Annotated in this window: 10 protein-coding genes and 1 pseudogene; 6 read left to right on the top strand and 5 right to left on the bottom strand. The window is 67.4% G+C overall.

Annotated features, from left to right (window positions below; genetic code table 11):
- Positions 1 to 67: 67 nt before the first annotated feature.
- The 4 genes and pseudogenes from AC2CQI_RS04605 to AC2CQI_RS04590 form a co-directional block, all read right to left on the bottom strand.
- A pseudogene (locus tag AC2CQI_RS04605) lies at positions 68 to 784 on the bottom strand (ATP-binding cassette domain-containing protein); the annotation flags it as partial.
- Positions 781 to 1,629, bottom strand: coding sequence for an ABC transporter permease (locus tag AC2CQI_RS04600; protein WP_484579330.1), 849 nt, complete (start codon positions 1,627 to 1,629; stop codon positions 781 to 783). The gene AC2CQI_RS04600 and the pseudogene AC2CQI_RS04605, both read right to left, overlap by 4 nt.
- Complete coding sequence (locus AC2CQI_RS04595; protein WP_075803116.1) at positions 1,626 to 2,618, bottom strand: ABC transporter permease; 993 nt, start codon at positions 2,616 to 2,618, stop codon at positions 1,626 to 1,628. The genes AC2CQI_RS04600 and AC2CQI_RS04595 overlap by 4 nt, the downstream gene beginning before the upstream one ends.
- Positions 2,615 to 4,216, bottom strand: coding sequence for an ABC transporter substrate-binding protein (locus AC2CQI_RS04590; protein ID WP_484579329.1), 1,602 nt, complete (start codon positions 4,214 to 4,216; stop codon positions 2,615 to 2,617). The genes AC2CQI_RS04595 and AC2CQI_RS04590 overlap by 4 nt, the downstream gene beginning before the upstream one ends.
- 256 nt (positions 4,217 to 4,472) lie before the next feature.
- Between AC2CQI_RS04590 and AC2CQI_RS04585 the strand changes: the two genes are divergently transcribed.
- Complete coding sequence (locus AC2CQI_RS04585) at positions 4,473 to 5,864, top strand: tetratricopeptide repeat protein (protein ID WP_484579328.1); 1,392 nt, start codon at positions 4,473 to 4,475, stop codon at positions 5,862 to 5,864.
- Here the strand turns inward: AC2CQI_RS04585 and AC2CQI_RS04580 are convergent.
- On the bottom strand, positions 5,830 to 6,822 hold the full coding sequence (locus tag AC2CQI_RS04580) for a P1 family peptidase (RefSeq protein ID WP_484579327.1): 993 nt from the start codon (positions 6,820 to 6,822) through the stop codon (positions 5,830 to 5,832). The two genes, AC2CQI_RS04585 and AC2CQI_RS04580, sit on opposite strands and share 35 nt — an antisense overlap.
- Before the next feature lie 344 nt (positions 6,823 to 7,166).
- Here AC2CQI_RS04580 and AC2CQI_RS04575 point away from each other — a divergent pair, with 344 nt between their 5' ends.
- From AC2CQI_RS04575 to AC2CQI_RS04555, 5 genes are all read left to right on the top strand, one after another.
- A complete protein-coding gene (locus AC2CQI_RS04575; protein ID WP_484579326.1) occupies positions 7,167 to 9,578 on the top strand; it encodes a TonB-dependent receptor plug domain-containing protein in 2,412 nt (803 codons plus the stop codon).
- Positions 9,579 to 9,640: 62 nt separating this feature from the next.
- Positions 9,641 to 10,984 carry an LLM class flavin-dependent oxidoreductase gene (locus tag AC2CQI_RS04570; protein WP_075803121.1) on the top strand — a complete coding sequence of 448 codons (1,344 nt, stop codon included), beginning with the start codon at positions 9,641 to 9,643 and terminating at the stop codon, positions 10,982 to 10,984.
- On the top strand, positions 10,981 to 11,922 hold the full coding sequence (locus tag AC2CQI_RS04565) for a 5'/3'-nucleotidase SurE (RefSeq protein WP_484579325.1): 942 nt from the start codon (positions 10,981 to 10,983) through the stop codon (positions 11,920 to 11,922). Before AC2CQI_RS04570 ends, AC2CQI_RS04565 begins: the two co-directional genes overlap by 4 nt.
- Entirely contained in the window at positions 11,919 to 12,923 is a 1,005-nt protein-coding gene (locus tag AC2CQI_RS04560) for an LLM class flavin-dependent oxidoreductase (RefSeq protein ID WP_484579324.1), read from the top strand. The genes AC2CQI_RS04565 and AC2CQI_RS04560 overlap by 4 nt, the downstream gene beginning before the upstream one ends.
- Positions 12,920 to 13,951 (top strand): LLM class flavin-dependent oxidoreductase, encoded by a 1,032-nt coding sequence (locus AC2CQI_RS04555; protein WP_484579323.1) that lies wholly within the window; start codon positions 12,920 to 12,922, stop codon positions 13,949 to 13,951. Before AC2CQI_RS04560 ends, AC2CQI_RS04555 begins: the two co-directional genes overlap by 4 nt.
- Positions 13,952 to 13,979 lie beyond the last annotated feature (28 nt).

Raw genomic sequence — 13,979 nt, 5'->3', positions numbered from 1 at the left:
CGCTGGCGCTGACCGCCGCGAGCAATTGCCGGGTGTAGTCCTGCTGGGGCTGCTGCAATACCTGCTGCGCACTGCCCTGCTCCACCAGATGGCCCTTTTCCAGGACCAGCACGCGGTCGGCAATGGCTTCGACCACCGCGAAATCATGGGTGATGAACAGCATGGCCATGCCCTTTTCCCGCTGGATCCGCCGCAACAGCGCGAGGATCTGTGCCTGGGTGGTAACGTCCAGCGCCGAGGTCGGCTCGTCGGCGATCAGCAGGAGCGGATCGAAGGCCAGGGCCATGGCGATCACCACCCGCTGGCGCTGGCCGCCGGACAGTTCGAACGGCAGCGCATGCTGCAGGCGCCCGGGATCGGGCAGGCCGACATAGCCAAGCAGATCGAGGATCCGCTGGCGCCGTTGCTCCCTGCCCCTGACGCCATGGGCCTGCAGCGTCTCGTCGATCTGCCGGCCGACGCTGAGCAGCGGGTTGAGCGCGCTCATCGGCTCCTGAAAGACCATGCTGACAGCACGACCACGCAACTGGCGCATCGCCTCCTCCCCCAGTCCGGCCAGGTCCTCGCCACGGAAGCGGATACGCCCGCCCTCCACCCGTGGCCCGGCCGGCAACAGGCGCAACAGGGCCTTGGCCAGCATGGACTTGCCCGAGCCGGACTCGCCGACCACGCACAGGCATTGCCCGGCCTCCAGGGTCAGCGACAGGTCATGCAGGGCATGGCTGCGGTCGGCACCGGCCGGCAAGGCGATGCGCAGGTGTTCGATATTCAACAAGGCACTCATAGGGAATCTCCTGGTCGGCGGGCCGCATCGAAGGCAACCCGCAGGCCTTCACCGACGCGGTTGACCGCCAGCACGCTAAACAGGATCGCCAGGCCCGGCAGCAGGCCCATCCACCAGGTGTCGCGCAACAGGCCACGGGAGGCGTTGATCATGTAGCCCCAGCTCATCGCATCCGGATCGCCGAGGCCGAGGAAGGCCAGGGCGGCCTCGGTGAGGATCGCCGTGGCCATGACGAAGGTCAGGATCACCAACAGTGGCGCCAGGGCATTGGGCAGGATCTGCCGGAAGACGATGGCCAGCGGCGATTGCCCGAGCACCCGGGCAGCCTGGACGAACTCGCGCTGGCGCAGGCTGAGGAACTCGGCGCGCACCAGGCGTGCCACCGCCGGCCAGGCCACCAGGGCGATGGCCAGCACGATGGAGAACAGCGAAGGCTCAAGGATCGCCACCAGTATTACCGCCAGTACCAATTGCGGAATGATCTGGAAGAACTCGGCGATGCGCATCAGCAGGCCGTCCAGCCAGCCGCCGAAGTAACCGGCGATGGCGCCGACCAGCAGGCCGGTAAACAGGGTCGCGAGGCTGGCGAGCAGCGCCACCGACAGGGACACCCGGGCCCCGTACACCAGGCCGGCGCCGAGGTCACGGCCGAGCAGGTCGGTGCCCAGCCAGTGGTTGCCATCCTGCAGGGGCCCGAGCAGCGGCTGCGCGGCCATTTCCCAGGGGTCGCCCTGGCTGAGCCACGGCGCGGCCAGGGCCAGTAGACCCAACAGCAGCAGCCATATCAGGCCGAGCAACGCCGAGCGCTGGGCAAGAAAACGTCGCCATGGGGAAAAAGCTCTCATGCGCCCTGCCCTCCGGCACCGATCCGCGGGTCCAGCCAGCGGCACAGCAGATCGGTGAGCAGGTTGAAGCCCACCACCAACAGCGAGATCAGCAGGAAGCCGCCCATCAGCACGCCGTAGTCCCGTTGCGCCAGGGCGTCGTACATCAGCCGGCCGATACCGGGCCAGGAATACACCACCTCCACCAGCAAGGCCCCGCTGGCCAGCTGGCCCAGTTGCAGCCCGGCGAAGGTCACCACCGGCAGCAAGGCATTGCGCAGCACATGGCCGAACAGGATGCGCCGCGCACGCAAGCCCTTGGCCCGGGCGGTGTAGACGTATTCCTGGTGCAGGGCTTCAAGGGTGGCGGCGCGGGTCAGGTGGATATACAGGGCCAGGAACAGGAAGCTCAGGGACAGGCACGGCAGCAGCAAGTGCCGCAGGCGGTCACCCAGCCAGGCCGCGCCGTGCAGGTCGAGGGCAACGCTCTCCATGCCGAACGCCGGCAACCAGTCCAGATGCACCGAGAACAGCAGGATCAGCAGCATCGCCAGCCAGAAGGTCGGCACGGCGTAGAGCAGCAGCGCGCCCTGGGAAATCACCCCGTCCAGCCAGTGCCGGCGCTGCCGCGCACGGGCGGCGATCACCCCGAGGGTGATCCCCAGCAGCGACGAGAGCACGAAGGCCGAGCCCATCAGGCTCAGGGTCGCCGGCAGGCGCTCGGCCAGCAGCGCCCAGACGCTGGTCTGGTTGCGATAGGAGTAGCCCAGGTCCAGGTGCGCCACCTGGCCGAGGTAGCGCAGCAACTGCTGGAGCAGCGGCTGGTCCAGGCCCATCTGCTGGCGCAGGTTGGCGATAAAGGCCGGATCGTCGACCCCGGCCTCCCCGGCCATCAGCAGCGCCGGATCACCCGGCGCCAGGCGGATCAGCAGGAAGCTCAGGACCAGCACCCCGATCACCATCAGGCCGGCACGCCCCAGGCGCGCACCGAGGAACACCAGGCCATTCATGGCGTCGGTGCGTCGAGGTAGACGCTCTCGTAGTCTTCATTGAGGCTGGTGGCGGTGCGCAGCAGGTTGTGCACCTGCTTGTGGTACAGGGTCGGATAACGCATCTCGAAGATCGGCGCGATCGGCAGATCCTGGTTCAGCAGGTTTTCCAGTTCGCTGTAGAGCTTCTGCCGCTGCGGACCTTCGGCGGTGTCGGCGACCTGGTTCCACAGGCGGTCGGCCTCGGGATTGTTGTAGCCACTGACATTGGCGAAGGGCGAGGTCTTGAGGATGTAGTCGGAGCGGTACAGGTAGGCGTTGGTCAGGTACGGATCGCCGATCTGGAAGATGAAGTTGTAGGTCAGGTCGAAGTCCCAGTCGCTGACCCGCTGGAACCAGGTCGCGGCGTCCGAGGTGACTACCTGGACCTTGAAGCCCAGTGGCTGCAGGGCCTGCTTGGTGTATTCGGCCAGGCGCTCCCAGGCGCCGCCCTTCTCACCGTTGAGCAGGCGGATGCGCACTGCGCTGACGTCCACCCCGGATTCGGCGATCAGCGCCTTGGCCTTCTTCAGGTCGTAGGCGTACTGCGGCAGCTGCGGGTCGTGGTACGGCGAACTGGACACGAACGGCCCCTGGGACACCCGCCCGGCGCCGAAGAAGATGTTGTCGACGATGAACTGGCGGTTCAGCGCCGTGAGGATGGCCTGGCGTACCTTGGGGTTGTCCAGCGGCGGCTTGCGCGTATTGATCTGCAGGAAGGCCAGCCCGGCATACAGTTCGTAGCCCTGCTCCGAGGCCACCACGTCAGGCAGCGCGCCGAGGCGCTTGAGGTCGGAGTAGTCGGCATCGCCAGCGCGCAGCACCTGCACGTCGTTGCGTTCGAAGGCGGCGGAGCGGGACGAACCGTCGGGGATCACGTGGAAGATCACTCCGTCCAGGTGCGGCAGGCCCTGTTTCCAGTAGTGCGGGTTCTTCGCCAGCTTGATGTAGGCGCCGCGTTTCCACTCCTGGAAGACGAAGGGCCCGGTGCCGACCGGCTTGAGGTTGTAGGGGTTGGCACGGAAATCACTGCCCTCGTACAGGTGCTTCGGCACGATCGGCCGCAACCCGCTGCCCAGGGACGACAACAACGGCGCGAAGGGTTTCTTCAGGTGGAACGTGACCTGCAGCGGCTTGCTCGAATCGATGGCGGCGACGAACTGTTCGAAGATCGAACCGATGCGCTTGTCCACCTCGGGATAGAAGGTGTTGAAGCTGAACAGCACGTCCTGTTCGGTGAAAGGCTTGCCGTCGTGCCAGGTCACACCCGGTTGCAGGTCGAACGTGTAGGTCAGGCCGTCAGGAGAGACGGTCCAGCTCTTCGCCAGCACCGGCTGCGGCTTGAGGTCGGTATCGAAGGTCAGCAGCCCTTGCAGGACCTTGCCGCTGACGTATTGGGTGGACACATGGGTGACGACCCCGTGCATCAAGGATGGCGGCTCGGGCTGGGCGATCAGGCTGAGGATGCCGCCGTCCTGCGGCGCGGCCTGGGCGGTGCTGCCGAACAGCGCTGCACAGGTGAGCACGGCGAGTCCCAGCCTTTTCAAAGCGTGACGCGGGGGGTGTTGGGGCGCTGGCATGGTGACTCCTTGGCAAATGGTCTGCCGGGGATTTTGCAAGCGCTATGCCATGGGTCTGCTGCACCGTGTATACGGGGGCGAGGCGCAGGAATACCGGCCGTGGCTGGTGAAAAAGCCACAGCGCGGTGGCGGGAATGTGGAAAAAGCAGCAGCGGGATCAAGGCCATGGCCCGCTTTCAGGGGCTGCGCGGCGCTGGCACAGGGTTTGCCCTCCAATGCTCAACACGCTCATTCGACCTTTTCGCGGACTGTTCCCATGCCCCTTGACTACCTCGGCAACCCTCTCGACACCGACGACCAGCACGCCCGCCAAGGCCTGGACGATTTCATCGGCGGCTTCATCGGTTACCACCCTCGCGCCGAAGCCATCCTGCCGACCGCCGACCGCCATCCACAATCGGCACTGAGCAACGCCCTGGCGGGGATCCTGCTGATGTTCAGCGAATCCCCCGAAGGCCCGCTGCTGGCCGGAAAATACCGACAACGTGCCGCCGCGGTCGCCACCCGCCACCCCCGGGCCGCACTCTACCTGGCCTTGCTCGATGCCTGGATCGACGACGACCTGGACCGGGCCCTGACCCTGGGCGAGCAGCTCCTCAAGGCTTATCCGCGCGACCTGTTCGCCGCCAAGCTGACCCAGTACATCGAATTCAACCGTGGTAACTGGCCGGCCCTGCTGCGCATCGGCCTCAAGGCCGTCGAAGCGGCCCCGGAGATCGCCCAGAGCCACGCCATGCTGGCTTTCGCCTACGAGCAATGCCATCTGCTGGAAGAAGCCGAAGCCAGTGCGCGCCAGGCCCTGGTGATCCAGGCCGACGAGCCCTGGGCCCAGCACGCCCTGGCCCACGTGATGCTGACCGAAGGCCGGATCGAGGAAGGCATCGCCTTCCTGCAGGAGGTCAGCGGGCACTGGGACGGCCTGAACTCGTTCATGTACACCCACAACTGGTGGCACCTGGCGCTGTTCCACCTGGCCCGGGGCGACGAGGCGCGGGTGCTGGAAATCTACGACCGGCATGTGTGGGGGATCCTGCCGCAGTACTCCCAGGACCAGATCGGCGCGGTATCGCTACTGGCCCGCCTGGAGGTCGCCGGGGTCGATGTCGGACAGCGCTGGCAGGCCCTGGCGCCGTACCTGCAGCTGCGCCAGGGCGATACCGTGCAACCGTTCCTCAGCCTGCAATACCTGTACGGCCTGGCGCGCGCCGACAAACTCGAAGCGAATCTGCTGTTCGCCGCCCTCGTCGAACGCAGCCAGCAGGCTCCGGACTTCAGCCGCGCCGTCTGGGCCGAGGTCACCCTGCCCCTGGCCGAAGGCTTGCTGGCCCACGCCCGCGGCGAGCACCCCCGCGCGGCACGCCTGCTGGCCGCCAGCCTGCCCCGCCTGAACGAGATCGGCGGCAGCCATGCGCAGCGCGACCTGTTCGCCCAGATCGAACTGGATGCGCGGCTACGCAGCGGGGATTGGGCGGTCGCCCAGCAGTTGCTGGAACTGCGCCGGCGCTACGACGGCCTGGATGTGCCGAGCAACCGCCATCTGCAACGGGTGTATGCCGAACTGGGCCTGCCGGACCTGGCACGGCAGGCCGGACAGCGGGTCGAACAGGTGCTGCTCAACCGCGCGCAGCGTGCACACCCCGGGCAATAGCCCGGGCCACGCAATCGGCGGCAGCGGAACCGATGCTGCCGATACTGACCTGGCGCCGGGCACCAGCGCCCAGCTCCACCGTTCCGGTGGCCAGGGCGAACACGCTATCGCCATCGAACGGCAGATGCGCCGGACGCACCGCCCGGGCAATGCCGTCCTGGGCCATGATCGCCACGCGCTTGCACTCGGCGGTGCTCAGTTGCGCGGTACTGGCAACCACGACCAGGGTGGTGTTGGCCCCGGCCTGCAGGCGCCCCATGGAGTCCAGGCGCGACAGTTCGGGGATCGGATCGCTGCAATCCTGGTCGCCGGTCGGCCGCGCGCCGCCGAACTCCCCGGCGATCTCCCAGGGCCAGGCCCAGAAGGTGCGGCCATCAGGCATGTACACCGAGCCGATGGGGTTGGCCACCACGAGCGCGGCGACCAGCAGGCCGTCGCCAAGATCCAGCGATGCCGTTCCCAGCCCGCCCTTGAGTACCCCGGCCATGGCCCCGCGACCGGCACCGACCGCGCCCTGGGCGATGTCCGTGCCGGCATTGGCCAGGGCCTCGAAGCCAAGGCGCCGGTAAGGCGGCTCCAGGCCCCACTGCTTGTCGCCGCCGTTGGCCAGGTCATGCAGCACCGCCGAGGGCACGATGGGGATCGCCGGGGCGCCAGCCTTCAGGTGCAGGCCGACACCCTCGGCGGACAGCGCCGCCGCCACGGCATCGGCAGCGCCCAGGCCGAACACCGAACCGCCGGCAAAGACCAGGGCATGCAACTGGCCGACCATGTTCTCCGGCTCCAGCGCCGCCGACTCGCGCCCGCCGGGGCCGCCGCCGCGGATATCGACGCTGGCGGTACAGACGCGGGCAGCGCGGATCACCGTGACCCCGGTATCGACCCGGGGATCGGTGGCATGGCCGACGGTCAGGCCGGGGATATCGGTAAGGGCGTTGCGGGGACCGGGGAGCGGCATACGGGTAATCCTGGTGGGTGGTGGTACGGGGTGGTCAGCAAGTGATGTGCCAGGCAGATGATTGATGTGGGTTTTCATGGCCTTATCGCTGGCAAGCCAGCTCCCACAGGGTCCACAGCGACTTGCCAGCGGTTGGGCCGGCAAAACCACCGCCGCCCCGACTGTAGAAAAACCAGCAGCCTGCCCCCGGCATCGCTGAAAAATCACCAGCCAACTCCGCCACCAAGCTCCAACCCACTGTTTTGAAAGCCTTTTCGCGCCTGGCACAGGCCTTGCTCTTATCCCTACACCAGAGCTTGCCCCAACAAGCCGACCCTCTACCGACCTTTCCGGAGTAAGCCCTTATGCGTTCCTCGATCCGCACGGCCTTGCGGCCCCCACACAAAGCCTTTGCCTACAGCCTGCTGTTTCTCGCCTTGGCCGAAGCGGCACCGGTGCTGGCCGCCGACAACCCGCTGGACACCGTGGTGGTCATCGGCAACCGCGGCCAGGCCCGGACCCTGGCGGAAAGCCCGGCGCCAGTCGATGTGATCTCGTCGAAGCAACTGCTCGCCACCGGCCAGGGCGACCTGACCCGGGCCCTGAGCCGGGTCCTGCCCTCCCTCAACCAGCCAGCCTCGTCCGGCTTCGGCTCGACCTCGGTGGTGCGCCCCATCAGCCTGCGCGGCCTCAACGGCGACCAGGTACTGGTGCTGGTCAACGGCAAGCGCCGGCACAACAGCGCCCTGCTCAACAACGGCACCTACCTCAACTCCGGCTCGCAGCCGGTGGACCTGGACATGATCCCCACCGCCCTGGTGGACCATGTCGAAGTCCTGCGCGACGGCGCCTCGGCCCAGTACGGCTCCGATGCCATCGGTGGCGTGGTCAACATCGTGCTGAAGCAGACCGACCATGGCGGCAGCGTCTCCACCACCTACGGCCAGAACTATGAAAACGGTGACGGCGAGACCAACCGCCAGACCGGCAACATCGGCCTGGCCCTGCCCAACGACGGGTTCATCAACCTGGCCCTGGACGTCAAGCAGCAGAAGGTCTCCGATCGCTCCGACAAGGCGCCGTACACCGACAGTGCCGGCAACACCAGCCTGCAGCACACCTACTACGGCACCGGCCTTCCGGAAGCACGTAACTTCAGCCTCGGCTACAACGCTGAACTGCCGGTCAACGACAGCCTGAGCCTTTATTCCTTCTCCACCTACACCCGGCGCAATTCCGAAAAACCCCTGGCCTTCCACCAGCCGGCCAGCTTCGACGGCATCGCCACGCCCTTCCCGGAAGGCGTGGAAGACACCCTGCGCTTTATCGAAAACGACTTCCAGGTGGCCTTCGGTGGCAAGGGCACGGCACTGGGCTGGGACTATGACCTGTCCACCACCTACGGCCAGGACCATGCCGAGGCGACCCTGCGCCACACCTACAACCTCAGCTACGGTGCCGACTCGCCGACCTCGGTGGACACCGGGGTGAAGACCTTCAGCCAGTGGACCAACAACCTCGACCTGACCCGTGCCTTCGACCTCGGCCTGACCAGGCCGACCCAGGTTTCCTGGGGTCTCGAGCAGCGCTACGAGAACTACAAGATCGGCAAGGGCGACTACGCCTCCTACGCCAGCGGCCCCTTCACCACCGGGGCCAGCGGCAACCCGATCGCGCCGGGGACCATCTCCGGCGCCGGCACCACCCCGGCCGACGCCGCCGAAAAAGGCCGTACCAGCGTCGGCGCCTACGCGGAAATCGGCCAGGACCTTACCGAGAAGTGGCACGTGGACCTCGCCGGACGCTACGAGGACTACAACGATGGCTCCGGCACCACCAGCAACGGCAAGTTCTCCACCCGCTACCAGTTGACCCCGATCCTCGCCGTGCGCGGTACCTTCAGCACCGGCTTCCGCGCGCCGTCCCTGGCCCAGCAGATCTACAGCTCGACCTCACAGAGCAATGTCAACGGCAACCTGATCGACTACCGCAACGTCGCGGTGGACTCGGCCGTGGCCAAGGCCCTCGGTGCCACCACCCTGAAACCGGAGAAATCCACCAACTTCGGTCTCGGCCTGACCCTGCAACCGAGCGACAACACCTCGATCACCCTCGATGCGTACCAGATCAAGATCAAGGATCGCATCGCCCAGACCGGCTACCTCGGCGGCACCCCGCAGATCAACGCGATCCTCGCTGCCGCAGGCCTGGCCACCAACCAGTCAGTGACCTACTTCACCAACGCCCTCGACACCACCACCCGCGGCATCGACCTGGTCGGCGACTACCGCCAGGACCTCGGCGCCTGGGGTGGCGTGCGCTACAACCTGGGCTTCAACTGGAACACCACCGAGATCGACGATATCCACGCCTCCTCCGTGGCCCAGCAAGCCCTCGGCCCGACCGGCGGCTACGACCGCCAGCGTCAGGGCAACCTCAAGCATGGCCTGCCGGAATCCAAGCTGCTGCTCGGCGCCACCTGGACCTTCCAGCAACTGGAGCTGAGCCTGAACCTGACCCGCTACGGCGAGTACACCCAGTACGGCACCCTGGAAACCTACGACCGCACCTTCTCCCCGGCCTGGATCACCGACCTCAACCTGGACTACCACCTGACCAAGGACCTGACCCTCACCGCCGGGGCCAACAACCTGTTCAACAAGTACCCGGAGCGCACCCACCTGGCGAGCACCTCGGGTGGCTTCCCCTATGGCAACTTCTCGCCCTACGGCACCACCGGCGGTTACTGGTACACCGGCCTGAGCTACAACTTCTGACCCGCGGCCCTGCCGGCCGCGTGGCTGGCAGGGCTTTCGCCTGACCTACGGGAGTACTGTCCATGACCCGTCGCACCGATCAACTCAAGCTGGGGGCCTTTCTCGCCAACAGCGGTCACCATGTCGCCGCCTGGCGTCACCCCCTGGCCCAGGCCGATGCCAGCCTGGACTTCGAGCATTTCAAGGCGATTGCCCGCAGCGCCGAGCGCGGCCGCTTCGATGCGCTGTTCGTCGCCGATGTGGTCGCCCTCTGGGGCCATCACCTCGACGCCCTGAGCCGCACCGCCCGCGGCGAGCATTTCGAGCCGCTGACCCTGATGGCTGCCCTGGCGGCGGTGACCGAGCACATCGGCCTGATCGCCACCGCCACCACCAGTTACAACGAGCCGTACCATATCGCCCGCAAGTTTGCCTCCCTCGACCACCTGTCCAAAGGCCGCGCGGCGTGGAACCTGGTGACCTCGGTGGTTTCGGACGAAGCCTGGAACTTCGGCCGCGAAAGCCATATCGAGCATGCCGACCGCTACCAGCGCGCCGAAGAGTTCCACGATGTGGTCAAGGGCCTGTGGGACAGCTGGGACGACGACGCCTTCCCCCGGGACAAGGCCAGCGGCCAGTACTTCGACCCGGACAAGCTGCATACCCTGAACCACCGCGGCCAGCACTTCGCCGTACGCGGCCCGCTGAACGTGGCCCGTCCGCCCCAGGGCCATCCGGTGCTGGTTCAGGCCGGCGCCTCGGAGCCGGGCAAGGCCCTGGCGGCACGGGTCGCCGAAGTGATCTTCGCCTCGCACCACGAACTGCCGGCGGCCCAGGCTTTCTACCAGGACATCAAGCAACGCGCCGCCGCCCTCGGCCGCGACCCGGACCATATCAAGATCCTCCCCGGCGTCACGCCCTTCATCGGGGAAACCCGCGAGCAGGCCCAGGCGTTGTTCGACGAGTTCCAGGCGCTGATCGACCCGGTATTGGGCCTGCGCCTGCTGGCCGACACCCTGGGCGAGGATATCGACCTGTCCGGCCACGACCTCGACGGCCCGCTGCCGGAAACGCCGGCGGGCCAGCGGGGCAGCCGTCGCGACCAGGTCCTGGAAGTGGCCCGACGCGACAACCTGAGCATCCGCCAGCTGTACCTGCGCCTGGCCGGCGGCAACCCGGTGATCGGTACGCCGGAGGACATCGCCGACACCTTCGAAGCCTGGTTCCAGGGGCGTGCCTGCGACGGGTTCAACGTGTTCTTCCCGTATTTCCCGGGTTCCATCGACACCTTCGTCGACCAAGTGATCCCGCTGCTGCAGGCGCGCGGGCTGTTCCGCCGTGAGTACGAGGGCCGCACCCTGCGCGAAAACCTCGGCCTGCCGCGTCCGGCCAACCGCTTCAGCGCCAGGGAGGAGGCCCGCGCATGAAGACATTGCCCGGCCTGCTCCTGGCCCTGGGCTGCCTGGCCGCCAGCCCGGCCTTTGCCCTGAACATCCTGCTGAGCAACGACGACGGCTACCAGCATCCGAATATCCGTGCGCTCTACACCACCCTCAAAGCGGCCGGGCACGAAGTGAGGATCGCCGCACCGCAAAGCGAACAAAGTGCCCGTGGCGGCGCCTTCCTCTATGGTCGCGAAGTCAAGATAGGACGCGACAGCGACCCGGCCTACCCCGACAGCTATTACATAAGCACCCATGAAACCGGCGTGTGCAGCAGCCCGGCCTGCGCCGGCCAGCCGGTGCAGATCGAGATCAGCGGCACGCCGGTCATGGCCTTGCTGATGGGTCTGAAAAAGGTCCAGCCGAACCCGGACCTGGTCATCGTCGGGCCCAACCCCGGCAACAACGTCGGCGCCATCAACAGCGCGTCGGGCACCTTCAATGCCGCCAGCTTCGCCGTGCGCGCCGGCTATCCGACCCTGGCGGTGAGTACCGACCTCAAGGACAAGGACCCGCAACGCATCGCCCGCCAGGTGCTGGGCCTGGTGGACGCCCTCGACCGGCATCGCCAGCCCGATGGCAGGCTATTGCCCGCCGGCCTCGGCCTGAACATCAACTTCCCCGCCGACAGCGCCGCACTCAAGGGCGTGCGCCTGACCCGCATCGGCAGCTACGTCGGCTTCGACACCCTGTACACCGACGATCTCGGCCCGCTGTTCCCGGCCCAGGCCGGCAAGCCGGGGATCAGCTTCCAGCACAGCGCCCCGGCAACGCCGGCGCAACAGGACGATGAAGCCGTGTGGCTGGCCAAGGGTTACCTGACCATCAGCCCGTTCAACGGCCAGCTGCAATCCAGCGACCAGGCCGGCGCCGCCCGTGCCCTGACCGCCCTGCCCCTGATCAGCGAGGACAAACGACCATGAGCGGCGGATTCTCCCTCGGCTTTCTCAGCCGGGTGTACCAGACCGAGTACAACCCCCGGGTCTACCGGGAAACCCTGGAGCTGTTCGAAGCCGCCGAGGCACTGGGCTTCGACACGGGCTGGGTGGCGCAGCATCACTTCGCCAGCGAACAGGGCCGCCTGCCCTCGCCGTTGGTGCTGCTCTCGGCGATCGCCCAGCGCACCCGGCGCATCGGCCTGGGCAGCGGAATCATCGTGCTGCCGCAGGAGCCGGCCCTGCGCCTGGCGGAAGACGCCGCAGTGCTCGACCTGCTGAGCAACGGGCGCCTGGAACTGGGGCTGGGCGCAGGATTCGACCCGGACACCTTCAACGCCTTCGGCCTGGCCCACGACCAGCGCCATCGCGACTACGAGAGCAACCTGCAACGTCTGCAGACCGCTCTTGGCAACGGCCCCCTGAACCACGACGGCCTGCGCCTGCAGCCACTGGCACCGGGCCTGGGCGGGCGTCTCTGGGAAGCCACCTCGCGGGTGGAACTGGTGGCGGCCCGGGGTAACGGCCTGATCATGGCGCCCAATCCACACCTGCCACCCCAGGCCGGCATCGAGCTGGTCCAGCGCTACCGCGACGCCTGGACCGGCGACAACGGCACCCCGGCGCGTATCGCCCGGGTCCAGGGCGTGTTTCCCCTGGCCCACACGGCGGCCTTGCGCGAGGACATCCAGCGCTACCTCGCACGGCAGAAAAGCATCGGGGTCTACCAGGGCCCATTGGACGGCGACTTCGAGGACACCCTGCGACGCCTCGGTGTGCTGCATGGCGCGCCCGAAACGATCATCGAAGGCCTGGGGGACGGGCCGCGCCTGGGTCGTCACGACCACCTGATCGTCCAGGTACAGAGCGCCAGCACGCCGCTGCGCGACGCCATCCGCGCCCTGCAGATCATCGCCGAAGACGTGGCCCCGGCCCTGGGCTGGCGCCCTGCCCTGGCCCGCACCGCGAAGGAGTTTTCCCTGTCATGAGCACTGCCACTTCCCGCCCGCCGTTCAAACTGGGTTTTCTCACCCACGCGTTCGGCGAGGACGCGCAACAGACCTACCGTGACCTGCTGGAGCAGTTCGAAGTCGCCGAAGCCCTCGGCTTCGACGGTGGCTGGATCGCCCAGCATCACCTGAGCAACGGTTTCGGCCGCCTGCCCTCGCCGCTGCTGGCCCTGGCCGCAGTGGCCGAGCGCACCCGGCATATCGGGCTGGGCACGGCGGTGACCGTACTGCCCTTCGAGGACCCGGTGCGCCTGGCCGAGGATGCCAGCGTGCTCGATCAGCTAAGCGGTGGTCGGGTGCAACTGGGCCTGGGCAGCGGTGGCGCCAACCTGGACAGTTTCACGGTGTTCGAACGGGACGCCGGGCAACGTCAGCAACGCTTCACCGAGGACCAGCAGCGCCTGCAGGGGCTGCTCAACGGTGACGCGCTGTTCCCCGGCAGCGCACTGACCCTGCAACCGCCTGCCCCCGGCCTGGCCCGCCGTCTCTGGCATTCGCACGGCAGCCTGGAGGGCGCACGCTATACCGCCAGCCAGGGCAACGGTTTTCTCCTCGGTACCGCGACCCATGATCCGCTGACCGTGCAGAAGCCCTTGGCCGAGGCCTATCTCGCGGCCTGGAAACACCCGACGGAGCCGCCGCGCATCGGCGTGGTCCGTGCCGTCTTCCCCGCCGCCGACCGCGCCACCGCGCAGGCCGAGCTGGCGGTGGATATCGAGCGCCATGTGCCACGCCTGCAACGGGAGGGCCTGATCGAACAGGCGATCGACCTGGAAGAACACCTGCGCCTGCTCAATGTCCATCACGGCCATCCCGACGAGGTCATCCGCGGCCTGCGCGAGGATCCCTCGCTGCTGCCCTATGCCGACTACCTGATCGTGGTGGTGCAGGCCGAGAGTTCGAGCCAGGAGCAGGTCCTGCAGCGCCTGCGCATCGTCGCCGAAACCATCGCCCCGGCCCTCGGCTGGCGGCCCCGGCCTGTCCAGCCGGAGGCGGCGGTGGGATGATGGTCTTTCCCCTGTTCGTACTCGCTGC

The organism is Pseudomonas sp. P2S-1 (genome assembly GCF_057197725.1).
Note: the sequence above shows the minus strand (reverse complement) of the source record. Positions and strands in the feature narration are given on the sequence as shown.

Bases quoted from the DNA above. Each gene is read 5' to 3' on its own strand.
- AC2CQI_RS04600 (WP_484579330.1), bottom strand. From the start codon at position 1,629: ATGAGAGCTTTTTCCCCATGGCGACGTTTTCTTGCCCAGCGCTCGGCG.
- AC2CQI_RS04595 (WP_075803116.1), bottom strand. From the start codon at position 2,618: ATGAATGGCCTGGTGTTCCTCGGTGCGCGCCTGGGGCGTGCCGGCCTG.
- AC2CQI_RS04590 (WP_484579329.1), bottom strand. From the start codon at position 4,216: ATGCCAGCGCCCCAACACCCCCCGCGTCACGCTTTGAAAAGGCTGGGA.
- AC2CQI_RS04585 (WP_484579328.1), top strand. From the start codon at position 4,473: ATGCCCCTTGACTACCTCGGCAACCCTCTCGACACCGACGACCAGCAC.
- AC2CQI_RS04580 (WP_484579327.1), bottom strand. From the start codon at position 6,822: ATGCCGCTCCCCGGTCCCCGCAACGCCCTTACCGATATCCCCGGCCTG.
- AC2CQI_RS04575 (WP_484579326.1), top strand. From the start codon at position 7,167: ATGCGTTCCTCGATCCGCACGGCCTTGCGGCCCCCACACAAAGCCTTT.
- AC2CQI_RS04570 (WP_075803121.1), top strand. From the start codon at position 9,641: ATGACCCGTCGCACCGATCAACTCAAGCTGGGGGCCTTTCTCGCCAAC.
- AC2CQI_RS04565 (WP_484579325.1), top strand. From the start codon at position 10,981: ATGAAGACATTGCCCGGCCTGCTCCTGGCCCTGGGCTGCCTGGCCGCC.
- AC2CQI_RS04560 (WP_484579324.1), top strand. From the start codon at position 11,919: ATGAGCGGCGGATTCTCCCTCGGCTTTCTCAGCCGGGTGTACCAGACC.
- AC2CQI_RS04555 (WP_484579323.1), top strand. From the start codon at position 12,920: ATGAGCACTGCCACTTCCCGCCCGCCGTTCAAACTGGGTTTTCTCACC.